At 39.7% G+C, this 20,496-nt stretch carries 17 protein-coding genes; 8 read left to right on the top strand and 9 right to left on the bottom strand.

The window, feature by feature from the left end; all coding sequences use genetic code 11:
* Positions 1–13: 13 nt before the first annotated feature.
* The 3 genes from ybfE to EGC82_RS12005 all read right to left on the bottom strand — a co-directional run bounded on the left by ybfE (position 14) and on the right by EGC82_RS12005 (position 1,388).
* A complete protein-coding gene (gene ybfE, locus EGC82_RS12015; RefSeq protein WP_011637372.1) occupies positions 14–286 on the bottom strand; it encodes a LexA regulated protein in 273 nt (90 codons plus the stop codon).
* 8 nt (positions 287–294) lie between these two features.
* Entirely contained in the window at positions 295–516 is a 222-nt protein-coding gene (locus EGC82_RS12010) for a DUF2788 domain-containing protein (RefSeq protein WP_124730974.1), read from the bottom strand.
* 98 nt (positions 517–614) lie between these two features.
* Positions 615–1,388 carry an alpha/beta fold hydrolase gene (locus tag EGC82_RS12005; protein WP_124730973.1) on the bottom strand — a complete coding sequence of 258 codons (774 nt, stop codon included), beginning with the start codon at positions 1,386–1,388 and terminating at the stop codon, positions 615–617.
* 304 nt (positions 1,389–1,692) lie between these two features.
* Here EGC82_RS12005 and seqA point away from each other — a divergent pair, with 304 nt between their 5' ends.
* Together seqA and pgm are read left to right on the top strand one after the other, a co-directional pair.
* Entirely contained in the window at positions 1,693–2,319 is a 627-nt protein-coding gene (seqA, locus tag EGC82_RS12000) for a replication initiation negative regulator SeqA (RefSeq protein ID WP_124730972.1), read from the top strand.
* Positions 2,320–2,372: 53 nt separating this feature from the next.
* A complete protein-coding gene (gene pgm, locus EGC82_RS11995) occupies positions 2,373–4,016 on the top strand; it encodes a phosphoglucomutase (alpha-D-glucose-1,6-bisphosphate-dependent) (RefSeq protein WP_124730971.1) in 1,644 nt (547 codons plus the stop codon).
* A gap of 99 nt (positions 4,017–4,115) precedes the next feature.
* On the opposite strand, the gene katG is transcribed toward pgm, so the two are convergent.
* The 4 genes from katG to dacB all read right to left on the bottom strand — a co-directional run bounded on the left by katG (position 4,116) and on the right by dacB (position 11,748).
* On the bottom strand, positions 4,116–6,302 hold the full coding sequence (gene katG / locus EGC82_RS11990) for a catalase/peroxidase HPI (RefSeq protein WP_124730970.1): 2,187 nt from the start codon (positions 6,300–6,302) through the stop codon (positions 4,116–4,118).
* Positions 6,303–6,568: 266 nt separating this feature from the next.
* Positions 6,569–8,101: a putative bifunctional diguanylate cyclase/phosphodiesterase gene (locus EGC82_RS11985; RefSeq protein WP_124730969.1), complete on the bottom strand. Its 1,533-nt coding sequence runs from the start codon at positions 8,099–8,101 to the stop codon at positions 6,569–6,571.
* Positions 8,102–8,430: 329 nt separating this feature from the next.
* Positions 8,431–9,843 carry a TonB-dependent receptor gene (locus EGC82_RS11980; protein ID WP_124730968.1) on the bottom strand — a complete coding sequence of 471 codons (1,413 nt, stop codon included), beginning with the start codon at positions 9,841–9,843 and terminating at the stop codon, positions 8,431–8,433.
* 234 nt (positions 9,844–10,077) lie between these two features.
* Positions 10,078–11,748 carry a D-alanyl-D-alanine carboxypeptidase/D-alanyl-D-alanine endopeptidase gene (gene dacB / locus EGC82_RS11975; protein WP_124730967.1) on the bottom strand — a complete coding sequence of 557 codons (1,671 nt, stop codon included), beginning with the start codon at positions 11,746–11,748 and terminating at the stop codon, positions 10,078–10,080.
* 652 nt (positions 11,749–12,400) lie between these two features.
* Between dacB and pssA the strand changes: the two genes are divergently transcribed.
* The 5 genes from pssA to EGC82_RS11950 all read left to right on the top strand — a co-directional run bounded on the left by pssA (position 12,401) and on the right by EGC82_RS11950 (position 17,520).
* Entirely contained in the window at positions 12,401–13,714 is a 1,314-nt protein-coding gene (gene pssA / locus EGC82_RS11970; protein WP_244212459.1) for a CDP-diacylglycerol--serine O-phosphatidyltransferase, read from the top strand.
* 71 nt (positions 13,715–13,785) lie between these two features.
* On the top strand, positions 13,786–14,577 hold the full coding sequence (locus tag EGC82_RS11965) for a tRNA-uridine aminocarboxypropyltransferase (RefSeq protein WP_124730965.1): 792 nt from the start codon (positions 13,786–13,788) through the stop codon (positions 14,575–14,577).
* 202 nt (positions 14,578–14,779) lie between these two features.
* Complete coding sequence (locus EGC82_RS11960) at positions 14,780–15,133, top strand: hypothetical protein (RefSeq protein ID WP_124730964.1); 354 nt, start codon at positions 14,780–14,782, stop codon at positions 15,131–15,133.
* 105 nt (positions 15,134–15,238) lie between these two features.
* Positions 15,239–17,248, top strand: coding sequence for a RecQ family ATP-dependent DNA helicase (locus EGC82_RS11955; RefSeq protein WP_244212458.1), 2,010 nt, complete (start codon positions 15,239–15,241; stop codon positions 17,246–17,248).
* Positions 17,245–17,520, top strand: coding sequence for a hypothetical protein (locus EGC82_RS11950; RefSeq protein WP_011637386.1), 276 nt, complete (start codon positions 17,245–17,247; stop codon positions 17,518–17,520). The genes EGC82_RS11955 and EGC82_RS11950 overlap by 4 nt, the downstream gene beginning before the upstream one ends.
* 63 nt (positions 17,521–17,583) lie before the next feature.
* On the opposite strand, the gene EGC82_RS11945 is transcribed toward EGC82_RS11950, so the two are convergent.
* Complete coding sequence (locus EGC82_RS11945) at positions 17,584–18,327, bottom strand: tRNA/rRNA methyltransferase (protein ID WP_124730963.1); 744 nt, start codon at positions 18,325–18,327, stop codon at positions 17,584–17,586.
* Positions 18,328–18,387: 60 nt separating this feature from the next.
* Positions 18,388–18,954 (bottom strand): serine protease inhibitor ecotin, encoded by a 567-nt coding sequence (gene eco / locus EGC82_RS11940; protein WP_124730962.1) that lies wholly within the window; start codon positions 18,952–18,954, stop codon positions 18,388–18,390.
* A gap of 275 nt (positions 18,955–19,229) precedes the next feature.
* On the opposite strand from eco, the gene EGC82_RS11935 reads away from it, so the two are divergent.
* Complete coding sequence (locus EGC82_RS11935) at positions 19,230–20,252, top strand: GGDEF domain-containing protein (RefSeq protein ID WP_124730961.1); 1,023 nt, start codon at positions 19,230–19,232, stop codon at positions 20,250–20,252.
* Positions 20,253–20,496 lie beyond the last annotated feature (244 nt).

Here is a 20,496-nt window from a genome sequence, read left to right as displayed (position 1 = left end):
TTCTAAAAACGTCTCAGTTGTCGAGTTGCTGTTGCAGAATAAATTCGATTAACTGGCTACGGCTGATGTTACTGTTCAAAGCTTGTTGGTTCAAGGCATCGTACAAATCTTGTGACACCTTTAACTCTATTCGCTTTAAACCGTTAGCGCGATCACGCTGAATTTGGTTACGCTTATTGATCTTTAATTGCTGCTCCCGAGAAAGTGGGTTGCTTCTCGGACGCCCGCGGCGAGTTTCAGCGGCGAAAAGGTCAATAGTCGTTCTATCTGTTGTTTCTTTTGCCATTGTACTCTTTAACCGATCCCAGAGCCTTCCCAGGTCATCTGAATAATACCTTTTACAATAAACCCGGCACAGCCGAGGAATAAAACTAACCACACAATAAATCGACCAAACTTTGGGACTTCACCTTGTTTAAGCACATCATGGATAGCCATGCCGATAAAAAAGAATATCGATGCGAAAAACAAGTTTAGGCCTACGGCTTCAATCTGTTCAATGTATTGGTTTAACATACTTCTACCTTCGCTATTATGTGTCTGGCGAAAAGAGGGCGCGAATATATCACATCACGTTACGATCGGCTATGTTCAAAAGAGTAAATATTAAAAAATTACCCTTGGTTTTGTTCAATAAACTCAGCCACAATGCGATTAAATATCTCTGGCTTTTGTGCGTGCAACCAATGCCCTGTGCCATTTAATGTTTTGGCACTAGCGCGAGGAAATTGCCGCATGATTTCATCTCGATGCTCAGCCGTGACATAGTTTGACTCACCACCACGGATAAATAGTGCAGGTTTATCAAAATGACTGTCATTGGTTAATGGTAAATCCCAACCAATAATACGGTCGTAAGATTCGATTAGCCCAGTTAAATTCATTTTCCATTCAAAGCCGGTATCAGTCCTCTGCAAATTTTTAAGTAAAAACTGCGATGTTGGCTCATCAATACCCGCATCCATTAAATGCGTTAAGGCTGCTTTACGGGTGGTGTTACTGGTTAATTCTAAACTGGTTAAGCCAGCAAACACGGTTTGATGTCTAGGGCTGTAAGCAACGGGGGCAATATCAGCCACGACCAAGCTTACTACTCGATCTGGGTGTAATAGTGCCATTGCCATGGCAATTTTACCGCCCATGGAATGACCTACAACATGTGCTTGTTTTATATGTAATTCATCAAGCACGTCTATCATGGCATCAGCCAGTTGTGCGTAATCCATGTTGTCCCAGTGCTGACTTAAGCCATGATTGGGGACATCAACTCGTATAACTTGATGCCGCTGCTCAAGCACACTGCCAAGATTTTTTAGATTATCAAGATTTCCAAACAATCCGTGAATGAGCAGGACTGCTTCACCTTGACCAGAAGATACGTAATGCATAACGTCATAAGCTCATTGGCGCAATTTGTGCGGGAGATTTTGCTGCAATGAGTCTATCAAATCAAGTTATGATGACTGTTACCACCATTATTGATGATATTTTAAACGGCTTTTAAAAATTTATTGTCAATATGGACTATTTAATGATTTTGTCACTTTATTAGTAGGTTAAGCTTGGCTTACACTGAGGCAATATTTTTTTGATCGCATTAATAATAATTTGATCTGCGATCCCGTATTGCCAAGTGCCAGTCAAATAATGGCTACAGTAGTAACAAAGACAGATAGAAAAAGGATGACTCTGATGAAATACATTGAAATTGACGAAGAACTTTATCGCTTTATTGCCAGTAAGACTGAACGTATCGGCGAAAGCGCTTCGGATATTTTACGTCGTTTATTGAACTTATCCGTCGAAAATGTCGATATAAGCTTACCCACTGCCATTAGCCAGCCAAGCTTAGAATCTGAATCATCAACGAATCACAATCCGGTATTCAATCAAGCTAAAGCAGCAGTAGAAAAAATTATTGCTGAACAAAGTCGTGTCACTCAGGATTCTCCGTTTGAAGAAGACATTCCAACGTCAACAAAGATTGATTTTGATGCCATCGTTAGCCAGCACTTATTAAGCCAACAAAAAGGCGCGGTAGGGCGTTTTATGTATCTACTCTCCAGCCTTGAGGCAAATGCTCGTAGCGATTTTAACAAAGTGCTTAATGTGCAAGGTAAAGGGCGTTTGTATTTTGCTCGTTCTAAACAGGCGCTACTTAATTCAAGTAAATCGTCTAATCCAAAAGAAGTTGCCTCAAGTGGATTTTGGGTGACTACTAATAATAATACTGCTAAAAAACAAACTATATTAACCGAGGTATTGGAGCATTTAGGCTGTGACAGTGAAAGAGCGAAGAGTATTGCTGAACACATTTAACGTTTTAGTTTTGTCGAAGATTCAATTAATCATTTACTCATAGGAGACCACTCGTGGCCATTCATCAACGCGCAGGACAGCAGGCTCTACAAACGGATTTAGTGAATATTCCTAAATTGATGAGTCATTATTATCGCATTATTCCTAACGTGGAAAACGTGCAGCAAAAAGTGACATTTGGTACGTCGGGTCATCGTGGTAGTGCGTTTACATCCAGCTTCAATCAAAATCACATTTGGGCCATTACTCAAGCAGTTGTCGATTATCGTCATTTAGCGAATATTTCTGGGCCAATGATTGTTGGTTTTGACACCCATGCATTGTCGTATGCGGCGTTTATGTCGGTTGTTGAAGTATTAACCGCGAATCAAGTTAAGATGTTAATTCAACAAGATGACGGCTTTACCCCAACACCTGTGGTGTCGCAAGCCATTGTGCGCGCTAATGCTTCTGCACCAGCAGCATTAGTTGATGGATTAATTATTACACCTTCGCATAATCCCCCACAAGATGGCGGCATTAAGTACAATCCGCCACATGGCGGCCCTGCAGAAGGTGACATCACTAAAATCATCGAAGCCAGAGCGAATGAATATTTAGCCAATCAGCTTTCAGGCGTTAAAAAAGTTAATTACGGTGTGGCGGTTAAATCAGGCTGGATTGACGAGGTTGATTTTATTGCACCTTATGTAGATTCTCTGGCTGAAGTCATAGATATGGAAGCGATTAAAAAAGCCAATATTCGAATAGGTGTTGATCCATTAGGTGGTTCTGGTATTTACTATTGGCAGCATATAGCAGCTAGATATGGTCTTGATATTACTTTGGTTAATGACAAAGTGGATCCTACCTTTGGTTTTATGCCGCTGGATAAAGACGGCAAAATTCGCATGGATTGCTCGTCTCCTTATGCCATGGCAGGCTTGCTAGCCTACAGTGAAGATTATGATTTGTGCGTTGGTAACGATCCTGATTATGACCGTCACGGTATTGTGTGCCCAGGATTTGGCTTAATGAATCCTAATCATTACTTAGCGGTAGCAATAGACTATTTAATGACACATCGTCCGCAGTGGTCTAAGTCATTAGCCGTTGGCAAAACCTTAGTATCAAGTGCGATGATTGACAGGGTGTGTGATGCGTTAGGTCGTCAATGTTTAGAAGTGCCGGTTGGCTTTAAATGGTTTGTGGATGGATTAGCCCAAAGCACCATCGCCTTTGGCGGTGAAGAAAGTGCCGGCGCAGCGTTTTTAAAACGAGATGGCAGCACTTGGTGTACTGATAAAGACGGCTTTATTTTAGCTTTACTTGCAGCAGAAATATTAGCTGTAACCGGTCAAACGCCAGCTCAACGTTATCAAGAATTAACCGCTCAATTTGGTGAGAGTTTTTATACTCGTATCGATAGTCCCATTAGCCTGAAGAAAAAAGCTAAATTTGAGCAATTAAATAGTGACAGCTTTACTGACACAGAATTAGCGGGTGAGGCTATTACGGCAATTTTAAGCCATGCACCTGGTAACAATGCTGCAATTGGCGGCATTAAAATAACGACTAAAAATGGCTGGTTTGCTGCGCGTCCATCGGGCACTGAAGCGTTATTTAAAATCTATGCAGAAAGCTTTATTAGCCAGCAACATCTTGAAGCCATTATCGCCCAAGCACAGACGATGATTGATTCAGCTCTTAAAGGTTAAGTTAAGATTAAGCTATTCTGATTTGAATCTAAATACAGAATACTCATAAATAAAAAAGCACTGAATTTTCAGTGCTTTTGTGTATAAAAATGATGAGGATTATGCGATATCGAATCGATCTGCATTCATCACTTTAGTCCATGCTTTAACAAAGTCTTTAACAAACTTTTCTTTCGCGTCATCTTGAGCATACACTTCAGCGTAAGAGCGTAAAATTGAGTTTGAACCAAAGACCAAGTCAACTCGAGTAGCGGTCCACTTTACTTTATTTGTGCTACGTTCAACTATTTGATACTCGTTTCTGCCAACAGGTTTCCAAGTGTTAGACATATCAGTTAAGTTAACGAAAAAGTCGTTTGAAAGCACACCTACGTTGTCAGTAAATACCCCGTGTTGAGTATTGTCGTAGTTAGTGCCTAATACACGCATACCGCCAACTAACACTGTCATCTCATGAGCGGTTAAACCCATTAATTGAGTGCGGTCTAGCATCATTTCTTCTGGCTGAACAACATAGTCTTTCTTTTGCCAATTACGATAAGCATCATGTAAAGGTTCTAACACCTCAAACGATTCAATATCAGTTTGCGCTGCTGTTGAGTCTCCACGACCAGCGACAAACGGTACGGTTACTTTAACACCAGCCGCATCAGCAGCCTTTTCAACCGCAGCAGTACCACCAAGTACAATCAAGTCAGCCATACTAATCGGCTTCGCTAGACCAGCTTGGATAGTGGTTAATGCCGCTAATACTTTTTGTAACCTTACTGGTTCATTACCTTGCCAGTCTTTTTGTGGTGCTAAGCGAATACGCGATCCATTAGCGCCACCGCGGAAATCTGAACCACGGAAAGTACGTGCGCTGTCCCATGCGGTTGCGACTAATTCGGCAACAGACAAACCACTGGCTAAGATTTTAGTTTTTAATTCATTGATTTCTTGTTCTGTTAAGGTGTAATCAACTTGTGGAACCGGATCTTGCCAAATTAACTCTTCGGCTGGCACATCGCTGCCAAGGTAACGGCTCTTAGGACCTAAATCGCGATGGGTTAATTTAAACCAAGCACGGGCGAATACGTCAGAGAAATACGCAGGGTCTTTATAAAAACGATCTGAAATCTTGCGATACTCAGGATCCATTTTCATTGCCATGTCAGCGTCTGTCATCATTGGATTGACTTTGATAGACGGGTTTTCAACATCCGCGGGCTTATGTTCTTCTTTAAGATCAATTGCCTGCCATTGCCATGCACCAGCAGGGCTTTTGGTCAGTTCCCAATCATAATTGAGTAATAGCTCAAAGTAACCGTTATCCCATTGTGTTGGGTTAGTGGTCCACGCGCCTTCGATACCACTTGTTACTGTATCACGGCCAATGCCGCGGCTAGTTTTGTTTAACCAACCAAAACCTTGGTCTTCTAATTCAGCCCCTTCTGGTTCTGGACCGAGGTTTTCTGCTCGGCCGTTACCGTGTGCTTTACCTACCGTATGCCCACCAGCAGTAAGTGCAACAGTTTCTTCATCATTCATTGCCATGCGTTCAAACGTGGTGCGAATATCATGTGCTGTTTTTAATGGATCAGGATTACCATCAACACCTTCTGGATTGACGTATATTAATCCCATCATTACAGATGCTAATGGATTTTCAAGATCACGTTCACCTGAGTAGCGGCTATTTTCTGAACCACTTGGGGCAAGCCATTGTTTTTCTGAACCCCAGTAAATATCAGTTTCAGGATGCCAAATATCAGCTCGACCACCCGCAAAACCAAATGTTTTAAGTCCCATAGATTCATAGGCAATAGTACCTGCCAAAATGATCAAATCTGCCCAAGAAAGCTTACTACCGTATTTCTTTTTGATTGGCCATAATAAACGACGGGCTTTATCTAGGTTGACGTTATCTGGCCAGCTATTAATAGGTGCAAAACGTTGATTACCGGTACCTGCACCACCTCGACCATCTGCAATTCGGTATGTACCTGCAGAGTGCCAAGCCATGCGAATCATTAGTCCACCATAATGGCCCCAATCTGCTGGCCACCAATCTTTACTATCAGTCATAAAAGTGTGCAAATCTTGTTTAACAGCAGCGAGATCGAGGCTTTTGAATGCTTCGCTGTAATTAAATGTTGGATCCATTGGATCCGTTTTTTTATCATGTTGATGGAGAATGTCGAGATTGAGTGCTTTGGGCCACCAGTCCATGTTGCTGGAATCGTTTGAAGTATTGCTGCCGTGCATAACAGGGCACTTGCCTTGACTTTGTTGTGCTTTGTCCATGAGATTTTCCTTTATCGCTAGAATAGCTTAAATTTGATACAACATTGGAATACCATATTAGGCTAACTGACTGTGGTTATTAATGAAAGCGACTTTTTTCGGTTCAGTTAATCGGTTTTACTGATACATAATAAGCAATTACCGAAGTCATAAATCAATTAGTCATACAACAGATAACTGGTGGTGATATTAAGTTAACATTTTAGTGGGCATTATGATCTAGATCATTAAATTAAATTATTAACTTATAAAGGTTTATCATAAAGTTACGCTACAGATTTCTTGATGAATGAGTCGAAATTTGTTATCTGTATCGGCCTACTATAATAGTAGCCTTGCGCTAAATCACAACCTAATGATTTGAGCAGGTCGACCGTTTCAATCTGTTCTACGCCTTCAGCAACAACGGCACAATTTAGATGTTGGGATAGAAAGATTACTGATTTAACGATAGCGAGATCGGCATCTTTATGGTGAATGTTACTGATAAAAGAACGGTCAATTTTAATTTGTTTCACGGGTAAGTCGCGTAATAATTCTAGTGATGAAAACCCAGTACCGAAATCATCAATACTGAATGTCCCCCCTGTTGCGGTAATTTGTGCCATGGCCATTTTGGCTTGTTCAACATTGGTCATCATTGCACTTTCTGTAATTTCAAACATAATTTTTTGTGAGGTAAGATTACCGTTTAACAATGAACTGGTTTTATCGATAAGCTTTGGGTCTTGTAAATCTTTGGCTGACAAGTTGATGTGAATACACAAAGCTAAGCCTAATGACTCAAAATAGACAATGTCCTTAGACACCTGTTGCAACACCCAATCTGTTATTTGGTTTATCAGTGTGGTTTGTTCGGCAATATGAATAAACACGCTAGGAGAGGTATAACTGCCATCAGCACGAGGCCAGCGAATAAGTGCCTCAACACCATACAGGCTGTTGTCGTTTAGATGAATGATAGGCTGGTACCAGAGTTCAAATTCCTGTTGTTCAACGGCGCGTTTTAATGAGGCACTAATGTTGACTTTTTCGACTGCATTATTTTCTAATGTGAGATCATAAAGAGTGTACGGTGTAGTTAATCTTTTACTGGAATACATCGCAATATCAGCTTGTTGTAGTAATTTACCAATATCGGTTGCTTGACTTGGGAAAAGGCTTACACCCACACTGGCTCCAACCAATAAATCATAACTTTCAATGCAAAATGCACTCTCAAGTGCCAGATGAATCGAATTGATAGTCTGTTCTACTTTCAATAATTCGACCTGGGTAACGATAATAGCAAATTCATCTCCGCCTAATCTAAATAATCGTGCATCAGTAGGAATGTGTTCAGCCACATTTTTACCTACTTCAATTAGCAGTAAATCACCATAATAGTGGCCAAGAGCATCATTGACTTGCTTAAAACGATTTAAATCAATTAGTAATAAACTAAAGGGCAGGCCAGCATTAACATGATAACTTAACGAATTCATTAAATATTGGCGATTAGGTAAGCCTGTTAAGCTGTCGTGTAGAGCAATATTACGCTCATTGATAATCAGCTTTTCCACTTTGAGTAAACTCAATAAACTCAAACGCGTCACTAATACTACAAACGCGCCACCAAAAAGCATAATAATACAAAATATAACATCTGATACGGCTAAGTTAGATTGTTTACACAGGTAATAAAATACTCCTAAATAACCTAATACGAAAAAGACGATCAATCCTCTAAGCACTCGCCAGCCGATATTATTATCCTTAATACAAATTTTATTTACTGCTCTTAAGCTGAAGACCAGCATACTTATCCCTAATATGAGCATTGATAAAGCCAATATCTGTAACAATCGCGTGTTCCTATTGTAAGAGGAGTCGAATGATCTATTTGAGGGAGCGGTAGTAATTGATAGTTGTATTTTAATTGTCCATCGAAAACAAAAATGGCTAACCTACTAAGGGTTAGCCATTTAACAATAGAGTATTAAAACACTTTTTGCATAATGAAACTGAAAATGAAATCAATTATTTAAGTGCAATTAAGCATAATCTCTCAGCATCTCATATTGTCATCATACGTTTATCTGAACCAGAACCTGATCGTTTAGTGATGGTGAAAAGCAATCGCTGCTTACTATCCACGGTAACCGAATAATTTTTGTTCCATAATCGCTTGGCTTACTGTTTCCGGAACAGCGTCAATCCAATCTCCCTGACCCCGGCAAATTTGTTGTAAGATTTCTCGAGAAAAAATATTAAACAAATCAGGATCACTTGATTCAATACTGGTGATAAAACCGTTATCGAGCACATGGCGGAATAAATAGCGCAGATTATGGGGTACACTAATAGTGGTTAAGTCAGTGAGTTCACCTTTTTCATCACGTTCAGGATAGACAAATAAACGCGTATTGTCAGGGAATAACTTACCAAAAGCTTCTAGAATTCCGCCTTCCATACCACGATAATATTCTTCATCAAAAATTTGTTTAATGTTAACCATTCCCACCACTATACCGATTTGTAATTGGGTGTATTGGCGGAAATAAGCGCGTAACGAGAAATAGCGGGTGTAGTCAGAAATCATCACGTTATAGCCTAATAAATTAAGCAATTTAACCCGTTCCATAATGTCTTTTTCGGTCATATTGGCATCTTTACCGTGTAAGTCATTTAGGGATATTTCAGCAATTAATACCGTATTCTTATCCGTTACGCCCTCTTGTGTAGAAAAGGCTTTAAAGCCTTGTTCAATCATATCCACATTAAGTTTGGTAATGGGCTTGAAGGAGCCTCGAATGGTTAATACGTTCTTTTTATATAGCATGTCAGCGGGTACAGCAACGCTACCGTCAGCTTTAAACATGATGGCACGAGTTTTCCAGCTGCGAATAAGGTGAATATTTTTAGCTTGGTTATCAACATCCTCAAAGTAAGGACCTTGAAAATCGATACAATCAATTTCAATCCGATTGGCTTTCATATTATCGGTTAGTGAATCGATAATCATTTTAGGATCTTCAAAATAGTAGTAACTGGCGTAAATCAGGTTTACCCCTAAAATACCCAATGCTTGTTGTTGTGCTTCAGCGGTGTCGTCAAACATGCGTACATGGACAATAATGTTAGATGGCTCTGCACCAGGGTACATTTGAATTCGCACACCACACCATGCATGGCATTCATTTTTACGATTAAAGCTTTTAGCCGACACTGTTGTTGCATAAGAAAAATAACGTGATGATTTTGAGCGAATCGCACCGACACGGTCAACCACTAAATCAAATTCTTGCTCCATCATTGCTAATACACGTGCTTTACTTACATATCGACCATCTTCTTGAACGCCATAAATAGCGTCAGAAAACTTCATATCGTAGGCCGACATGGTTTTCGCTATCGTTCCCGCAGCAGCGCCAGCCACAAAAAAGTTACGCGCGACTTCTTGTCCTGCACCAATTTCGACGATGGTGCCGTACTTCTTTTCGTCTAAATTTAAACGAAGGGCTTTTTCTTTTGTGCCACGCGAACTGACTTGCTTATCCATAATATCTCCACACGATAAAACATTGATATCTTAAGGTTACGGTTAGTAATGTTATAGCAAGTTGAAATATGCGCTAGTGCTGAAAGGATATTTGTGGTGATAAAATGCTGATTTAACGTTTATGGTTACTTTATAGATGTTTATTGCGACAGTTTTGCTTAACTTGATCCTGTTGTTGGTGATAACAGCATACAGATGTAAGCCGCAACAACTGCTCGTTGCGGCTTAATGGCACTATTCTCTGGGTACGTCCATCATGGTTTGTAAAAACACTGCTGAAAATGGTGCTTTTTGTTGTTTTTTAATTTGTGGGCTTAAGCCATTTTCGAACAATACAAATAAATAGTCGTGGCCATTACTGGCATTAACTTTGCCTGCTAAGTTGGCAATGCCTAGCATACTGCCCGTTTTAGCAAATACGTGGTTTTTGAGCGGTGATTTATTGAAGTAGCGTTTGTAGCGTAAAGTACCACTGACACCAGACTCAGGCAGTAAATCGAGCAAAAATCGGTATTCGGGTTGTTGATATATGGCGGTTAGGACACTTAATACGTGCTCTGGGGTGAGTAAGTTATAACGTGACAAACCTGAACCGTCTGCGATGTTGGCGTTGGATAAATCAATCCCAATAGAGTACAAAATCGTTTTCAACGCTTGGCCACTTCGAGCAAAATCACTTGGCGCTTGATAATACTCTTCACCGAGTTTTTTTAATAAACTGTCGGCAATTAAATTATCTGATTTGAGTAACATGGTGGTGAGTAATTGAGGCAATGCCGCCGATTTGTGGCTGGCGATAACTTGCCGTTGAGCTGTAAATTGTATTGCTGTATTGGTTTTGCTCGCGGTAATGGGCTGCTGATGTGAGATGCCTAAAGAAGCCAGTTGTTTAGCAACGATGTGCTGCGCATAAAGTTGTGGTTCGGTAATGGCTATCGCCAAAGGTAATGATTTAGCCCCAACATAACATCCACTGAGATGATAGCGATTATTATCGAAACGACTTAAGGTTAAGTGACACTGTGGCACCGATTCTGTTAGGAATGCCGGCAGAGCAACGGCATCAGTTGCAGTAGTAACAGCGGGTTTAGCTACTGGGCGATTAATGATGGGGGTAACAAAATAAGCATCATTACTGATTTCTATAGGACGATTTCCCATCATAGTGATATTGGCTACTGTGTTGTAGCCCGTGGTTGATAATCGACCATAGACACAATTTTTATCGATGATAAAAGGTGATATTGGCGCCGCATAACAGATGCCCAAATCATCCCATACCCAACCAGGAGCCTGTAATTGACTGTCTTGTTCACTGGTTAATACGATATTTCCGCTGAGTTGTGTAATCCCCAATTGTTTTAAGGAGGCAAGTAACTGACGTAAATCTTGGTATTTCAACGTGGGATCACCACTAAACTCGATATATATGTCACCAGTATAAATACCGTTGTCAATTTGGCTTTTATCTAAAGGTTGCTCTGCTAAAGTGATTAGTCGAGTTTGATAGCTAAAATCTTTACCCAGCTGTTTAGTCGCAGCCAATGCTGTTAACAATTTTTGCACGCTAGCAGGCTGCATTAACGATTGATTATTGTATTCAAATACCGTTTTTTGGCTAGTCATATCCCACACAGTTATGCCCAGCTGTGAATGGGTTGGCTTTAATAGCTGCAACATATTATCTAAATATAAGCCTGCAGCCTGTGGGTTAATATTATCGACAGGTGTTGATAGTATTTGTTGTTGACTGAGTGCAGCCTGGAGAGGTTTTTCAGTTGCTATAACAAAAGAGGGCAGGCTTGCAATAAATGCACTTAATAGCCATAGGGTTCGACTCAGACCTCGTGATTGATGCTCATCACGCGAACGAGGCTGGGGGAGACAGAAAAACATTGAATTCATAAAAGCCTACATCAATAAATGACTAACGATAAGTTATGGTAGCTGATGATAACCTCGGCTGATACGCATTTGATTATTTTTCCATATTTTTGATGCGATGAATGTGCCTTTATCTATTTAATGAAGCCGCCTTTGCTGACTAGTTAGCAAGCAATCTGGCTTTAATGCACTAATTTTTGACAAAAAAGCACACTAAAATCGTTACTAAGTGAAAAAAATCTTGCTCATCACCTTGTTAGTCGGTAATTTCTATCAGCTTAATAGAGCGCCAAACTCCGTAATCTGTCTAAAATCGATGTTTCAGCGCTACAACTGCTTCATTTGCACAATGATTGTGGCGTTGTAAAACAAGATTTGAGTTTGGTTGACTGGCCGACATTATCATTAAGCAGTGAATTTATTACGCTAATGTTAATAGATAAAACGGTCTTAATAGTATTGAAAGAAACATTGTAAGTTGAGGCTCAAGTTTGCTGACTATCATTGATAGTAGCCTCTATTAGTTTAGTCAACTTGTCGTGTACTAAACGATGCTATTGATTGCTAAACAGTTCAACAGCGTACTCAAAATTACCATATATCGCTGTGATGTTTTTTAAATTCGTTCCCATTACTGATTATTGTAATGGTCACCCATTTTAAGGAGGATGCCTTGCTGGATAAGCTAGGTGGTATTGCCCTAAATGCAGATGCTGTGTCTTGGTTGCTTAATCCAAAAGATTTTAAGCAAGCCATATTAACTAAAATTGCATCGGCAACATCTTCAATTTACATCGCGGCATTATATGTTGAAGATGATGAAGCAGGCCGTGAAGTATTGCATGCGCTATTAGACGCAAAAAAACAAAATCCACAATTAGATATCAAAATATTAGTTGATTATCATCGTGCACGCCGTGGCTTAATTGGCCAAAAGGGTGACAGTGGTAACTATATTTTATATCGTAAATTGATGGCTGAAGCGTCGCACCCATTTGACATTGTTGGCGTGCCGGTAAAGTCTCGTGAATTTATGGGTGTGTTGCACCTTAAAGGATTTATTATCGACGACACTGTTATTTACAGTGGCGCGAGTATTAATAACATTTATTTACAGCAGCAAGAAAAGTACCGTTTTGATAGATATCATATTATCGATAGCCCAGAGCTGGCTCGCAGTATGCGTGACATGATAAAACAAGACATTGTCAGCGATCCTGCCGTAAGTATATTAAACCAAGCTGCTGATAATGAAGATAACCCTGAAAAGAATGATATTAAAAGTTTTAAACATCGATTATCTCAGGTCCGTTATCAGTACACGTCAACTACTGTAGGCAATCGTGTAACACCTTTGATTGGCTTAGGCAGAAAGAATAACGAATTAAATGACACAATCGTTAAGTTAGTCGATTCATCAACCAAAGAGTTATTTATTTGTACGCCTTATTTTAATCCACCAACAATATTGACCCGTGCGTTAGCGAGACATCTACGTGAAGGTAAAAAAATTGATATTGTTGTTGGCGACAAAACAGCTAACGATTTTTATATCCCACCTGATCAAGACTTTTCAACCATTGGTGCATTGCCTTACATGTACGAACAATCACTGCGTAAGTTTGCCAAAAACCAACAGTGGGCGATTGATAATGGGCAGCTTAATATTCATTTATGGAAAGATGGAATTAACAGTTTTCATTTGAAAGGGATAAGTGCTGACAACCGTAAACATTTGATCACTGGATCGAATCTAAATCCACGGGCGTGGGCATTAGATTTAGAAAATGGTTTATTGTTGCATGATGACTCAGGTAGCTGGAAAGAGTCGTTTATTAAAGAACAGCAATATATCTTGCTTCACACTGAACGGTTATTTCATTACAGCCAAATTGATACCTTACAGAAATACCCCAAACCGGTGAAAAAGATTATGAATCGTATTCGCCGTTTAAAAGCAGACTTTTTATTGCGTCGTATTTTATAATTACCTCATAAGACCTACATTAATTCATCACCAGTATTGGTGATGAATTTTTTTCACTTCAGAGTTTTCTAATGTCAGACATATCAATAAAATCCACCAAAGCACCTATCCACGCGGTACATCGTTTGCATGAATACCGAAAGTCTTTGTCGACTAAACCTTTTGGAGCGCGAGGAAAGAAACTTGTTAGGTGTAATTTATGCTTGTTGGGTGAATTATTTTGTACCTGTATGCATCGACAATATTTAAGTACTAATGTCAGTTTTATGTTGATTATGTATAACGATGAAGTATTAAAACCAACTAATAGCGGTAAGTTAATCGCGGATTTAATTCCTGACACACATGCATTTTTATGGACTCGCACAGAGACAGATAGCACAATGTTGGCGTTATTAACGGATCCACAATATCAACCTTTTTTAGTTTTCCCACAACAATATCTTGAGAGCGATCAAGCCGTTGTTGATCAAATAACCGCAGCATCGTTATCAACGGTTCAAGGTCAATCAAAAACACCATTGTTAGTCATGCTCGATGGCAGTTGGCGTGAAGCGATAAAAATGTATCGTAAAAGCCCATATTTACATCAAATGCCAGTACTATCATTTGCACCTGAGACCTTAGCCACTTATGCGCTACGTAAAGGTAGCCATGATTTTCAATTGGGCACTGCTGAAGTTGCAGCGTTAGCGTTAACCGCCGCCCAAGAGCCACTAAACGGTGTCGCATTGTCCACTTGGTTTGATTTATTTGTAGAATCTTCGTTATTGGGGCGTAACCGCCGAGCCAAAGAAACGTTAACGCCGATTACGGTGTATATTGATGCGTTTAAACACGCTTTAGCTGCCAGTTATAAGTAAGCTAAATCGACGATCTTAGTGGCTAATTAAATGGATTTATCCCCGCTAAACGGTTGCATATTGTGACCAATTACGCGATGCTAACTGAACGCCTATGGTATGAGTTACGGCTGTGGTGCTATAGCCTTGTTTAACGTTACAATTTTTGCCGGGATATCATTTTAATCTGCAGCTTTCTATTAAGGATAGTGTCGTACACGTTATGGAAGAGTTGATCAAAAGCGCTAGAGAGATAAGTACTAAGAAATTAGTTGTTTTATACCGTCTTGAACCTGGTTGTTTAGGGCCTGATGGCGTCGATCATATCAATGCTTTTTGCCAAGTTGCCGAACGTGCATTAGTCAATTTAAATGCTGATGTGTGTCATTGGTTTCTTGCGCCTCGCTTAGATAAAAGCTTAATTGAAATTCAATACAGTCTTGCGGGTAAGGTGTTGTCTCGCGATAAAGCGATTAAGTTTATTGGCTCTTTTGATCAAGACCTTGATGTAATAGAAGAGCATTTTGAAGACAAACTAACACAATTGATTAATCAGTATATTGCCCGTAAACCTTAGTTTTGGTCCGCTTTACTGTAGATTTAACCCACAGAAATAAAGGCTCACTGCCTTGTTGTTAATTGTATAATCCTATTATGTTTGGGGTTAATAACAGGATTTATTATGACTCCCTTTACACATCCAGCCACACTAGGCCCTGAAGCCTCCCAAACACCTTTTGATGATCTGGCGTTGCATCACTTATTACAACAACAATTCGGTTTTACTGAGTTCAGAGAAGGTCAGCAAGCCGTTATTGAAACGATTTTAGCGGGTCATTCCGCATTAGCAATATTTCCTACCGGTTCGGGTAAATCTTTGTGTTATCAGTTTTGCGCTCAACAATTACCTAATCTCACGTTAGTGATTTCTCCCCTGTTGGCATTAATGAAAGATCAGTTAGCATTTTTAGCCAGTAAAGGTATTGCAGCAGCCAGTATTGATTCAAGTTTAACCTATGAGCAAACTCAACAAGTCATGCGCGACGTAAGAGAGCAACGTACGCGAATTTTGATGGTGTCAGTTGAGCGTTTTAAAAATGAACGGTTTAGGCAATTCCTTAACTCGGTAGCAATCTCTTTGCTGGTGGTCGATGAAGCACATTGTATTTCAGAATGGGGACACAATTTTCGTCCAGACTATCTAAAAATCCCTCAATACTGCCAAGAGTTTTCAATTCCGCAAAGTTTATTATTAACTGCGACAGCGACTGAACAAGTTAAATTAGATATGGCTAAACGTTTTAATTTAGCACCTCAACAGGTGGTACAAACGGGGTTTTATCGGGCCAATTTAGATTTGACGGTGATTGCTGTGAGTCAGCAACAAAAGCTCACTAAGCTAACACATACCGTAAAAGCCTATACCGGTGCCGGCATTGTCTATGTCACCTTACAGCAAACGGCTGAGGACGTTGCTGCACAGTTAATTCGCCAAGGTGTTAATGCTGCTGCATATCATGCGGGAATGGATCAAACGCTGCGTCAACAAATCCAACAACAATTTATGGATAATCAAATACAAGTCATTGTCGCGACCATTGCCTTTGGTATGGGTATTGATAAATCCGATATTCGATTTGTTATTCATTTTGATTTACCTAAATCGATTGAAAACTACAGCCAGGAAATTGGCCGAGCAGGGCGCGATGGTCAATTATCCCATTGTGTAACGTTAGCAAACCTAGACGGATTAAACACCGTTGAAAATTTTGTTTACGGTGACACTCCAGAATCACACAATATTGGTCAGTTATTAGAGATCATTGCGAGTGAGACCGAAAATGGTCGCTGGGAAGTCCAAGAAACGCCATTGTCGACCGCGTGCAATATTCGTTCGCTGCCGCTGAAAACACTTTTTGTCCAGCTAGAGCTTTTGGGCGTGCTCCGTCCAAGTTATGCTTATTTTGCTGAATTTAAATATCGATTTATTGAAGACAAGCAAGCCATTCTCAGTCGATTTAATGATCAACGTCAACAGTTTCTTACCCAAGTGTTTGCTCATACGCAGTTTAAAAAAGTGTGGGGACAGTTGGATTTTGACAGTTTATATCAACAACATGGTTGTGAAAGGCAGCGAGTTGTTGCGGCATTAGACTATTTAGCTGAGCAGAATTTGATAATTCTTGAGACAAAAAAAATCACTCAAGTGTATGATGTACAACAGCAGGCATTAGCGACACCGCAACAATTACAACATTTGACTCAGCAACTCAGTCAATATTTTAGTGAGAATGAACATAAAGAGATTGTGCGGATTGGTAAGCTAGTCGATTTTTTTGAACTTGATCGTTGTTTAAGTGCGAATTTAGCTCAATATTTTGATGATCACTCGGTACCACAACAATGTGGACACTGCAGTGTTTGTCGTGGGCAAATTGCCGTCTTATCCAAACAAGCTGTGGCTCCGTTACCAGACTCGGCTACAGTGACAACATTGCTTGAACCGTTAACCTTAGTGGCTCAAGCAAAATCGTTACCCACTCCAACCACTGCCACGCAGGCTAAATTTCTTGCTGGCATGATAATGCCAATGTTTAGTCGTTTGAAAGTTAAACAATTAGATGGCTTTGGACGTTTTAGTGCTTATCGATATCAAGATATCCTGGATACTGTTAAGAAGGTAAATTCATGAAACCGGTTCCTAAAATACTGTTAGAGCGACACGGTGAGTTAATACAAAGTGAAGGCGTGACGGTGGTGTCCCATATTCAACGTCAAGTTGGAGAATGGGTGGTACAAACATTAATGATTAAAGATTGTGATGTGCCATTTAAATACAAGCGACCTCAACGATTTAAGAGTTTGTTAGACCATAAAGTCAATTTAATTTACTACCCGGCAAAAGAAGTCGTCGGCGGTTTTGAAATTGAAATAATGCAAGTAGTAAGGGTTCGCCGTTACTAGAGCTTATATATTAAGCTCAGCACACTAACGACTTTATCAGTGTGCTGAGTGTTAATTGTTGGGTTATTTAAGTTTTTTAGCAATATTATTTAACAACTGATGAGCCATTTTCATATCACGTTTACCCATCATGGCAATGCCATCGCTAAGCCATTGCACAAGCTTGCTATCATCTCCAGCATCAATCTGTTCAACTAATGCCATTGCTTTAGCCTTTAAGGCTTGCAATTGATCTGTCGCAGTATCAGTGGCCAGTGCTTGTTGTAGACCTATTTTTGTATTTATCTGGCTGAGTTGATATGCAAACACCATGACTGCTTGCGCTAAATTAAGTGAGGGATATTCAGCCGCTAATGACACGTAGCTGTAAAGATCACATAGGCTTAATTCGTCATTATTTAATCCGCTAGACTCCCGACCAAAGATAATTGCACACGAATGAGCTCTATTTTGTGATGGATGGCTATTTGAGTGAGGTTGAATATCTATTGGCCGTAATATCTGTTTGCTTTGTAATGTGCTAACTAACTCTGTAGGTGATAAATAACGCCTTGGGCTGCCTCTTTCACGCGCGGTAGTGGCAACCAGTAAGTCAGTTTGTTCACGCACATCGTTTAAGCTGTTAACCATAATCGTATTGGCTAATATATCTTGTGCACCGTGAGCCAACCACTGTGCCTCAGATTCTAAATGCAGTGCAGAATTAACTAAAATAAGCTGTTCAAAGCCCATCGTTTTAATCGCTCTGGCCGCAGCACCAACATTGGCCGCTCGGGTGGGTTCAACTAACACAAATGAAATAGACATAAATCAACAACTGATGAAAAGTGGCTCAAGTATAAACTTAAGCCGTTTGAGCCTCAACGCCTACTGTCCACTAAACACAAACTCGTTAGTTGTTTTCCATACTCGGTAACGTAAATCTGTATCTTGTGGTAAATAAAACACCTTTGGCTGACGGCTGTCATAGCTGAGTGTCATTGCTTTATTGAGGACAATAAATTTGGCCGTTTTAGCTTCAGTACACATCATTCTGGTTGTCGGCCCCTGCATTATGTTGTCTACTTGATAATAGGTGTATCCCCAGCCAGCTAATGACAGAGTGTTAATTTCACCAATGAGTTGAGCCTTATTACAATCGACGATTTTATTTTGACCTATTTGTACTTCAAGCATGTAATCTTGTTCATCTGTTAACGCTGGCAAGGTAAGCACGTGCTGTACCATTCCAGTGGTAGGGGCTGGGTACATTTTACTGGCATCTAGCGGTTGATAATGGCTCTGATCCATAACCATGCTGTTAATTTTAATGGTGTTGAGGTTATTGTTGTCAATGGGGCTAGTAGCATAGGATCCAAATGATAATATGCTAGCCATGATAACGGTTGTAGTAACCGAGAGTTTCTTTGTATAAGCAAGTGATACCTGGTTCATATTGTGTCCTCATAAAATAAATTTACTACCGTATTGCATTATAACGGCATACTATTTCTGCTCATCACACTAAAAAGAGTTAATAATGCGTATCGGTTTAGCTCAGCTATTTACTGTAAACGCTGTTTTGCATTAAAAGGGTTAAATGAATAAACATTATTTACACTCATTTAATGCTCATCATAACGATCAATAATTGAGTTTAGTTAATAAGTATGACATAACATACTGATAACCTTTGACACATTGTATTTATTAATAAGGTATCGTCTGCGATGCATAATAGCCAAAATATTGAACAAACCTCGCATATCCTACATTTAGCATTACCTAAAATGGCAACTCTAGCGATTCCTGTCACGCCAGAAAATTATGCTATTTGGTTTGATTATTTCGCCGAGACGAACCTTAACCTCAAACGAGCTATTGATGGTTTAATTGCTAATGGTGTCCAATTTACTCCCGAAGTTAATTTAGGTTTGTACAATCGATTTATTGAAGAACGTTCACCAGAGATTATTGAAAATGTACAAATCGAAACTCAGATCCTGATTAATAGTCTGTTAAATAAAATTGAGCAATTAAATGTTGGTACAGAATCTTTTTCAACTAATCTCAATCAATTTGGTGAAAAGCTTCAAACTAACCCAAATGCTGATGAACTTAGCTTTATTGTCATTAGCATTGCGGCTGAAGTCGATCAAGTCATTGCTAATAATCGTCACATGGCAGCGAGTCTTGAGTCGCTATCTGATGAAATAGTCAATCTTAAAGACGAAATGGACAACTTAAGTAAAGTGGCCATGACGGATGAACTTACATCATTAAAAAATCGTCGTTCATATGAATTGTTTGCCGCTGAGCAAATGACAAAGTTTATTGATACCCAAACGGTATGCAGTTTATTGATGATTGATATCGATGATTTTAAACTGTTTAATGATACTTTTGGCCATTTAATTGGCGACAAAGTGTTGGCTTATGTTGCCTTAGCGATGAAAAAAACAGTCAAAGGTGACGATTTGGTCGCCCGTTATGGTGGTGAAGAATTTGTGGTGATGTTACCGAATGCAAAACTTAATGATGCCGTTAATGTAGCTGAAAAAATCCGTGACAGAATTTCGTTAAAACAACTTTCTATTGGCAAAGAAAAGAAACAAAACCTAGGCCATATTACGGTGTCAATCGGGGTGGCTACAATTCAAACCGGTGACGATGTGGATACTTTATTTTCACGGGCGGATGAACAGCTTTATATAGCCAAATCAGCCGGTAAAAATTGCGTGAAGTTTGCCTAATTCAACTTGATTGATATTAATGTTTTGGCTCCGACACCTCACTCAGTGGCAAGTGTAATCCACTATGTGGTTAGCGATTACTCTATCTGATTAGTTATCGATTGAACCAAGTATTGCAAATGATGGGTGTTATTAATGTTGTCTTTGCACGCACAATGCTTAGGGCCTGTTGATCTTTCAAGGTTATTTTTGCAGCGAATTGTTGGCCATTTGTACAAGGCAGAGACTTTGAGGTGTAGTTATT

Origin of the sequence: Shewanella livingstonensis (genome assembly GCF_003855395.1) — a bacterium.
Lineage (GTDB): Bacteria > Pseudomonadota > Gammaproteobacteria > Enterobacterales > Shewanellaceae > Shewanella > Shewanella livingstonensis.
The sequence above is the reverse complement of the archived record's forward strand: the minus strand, read 5'-3'. Positions and strand labels throughout refer to the sequence as shown.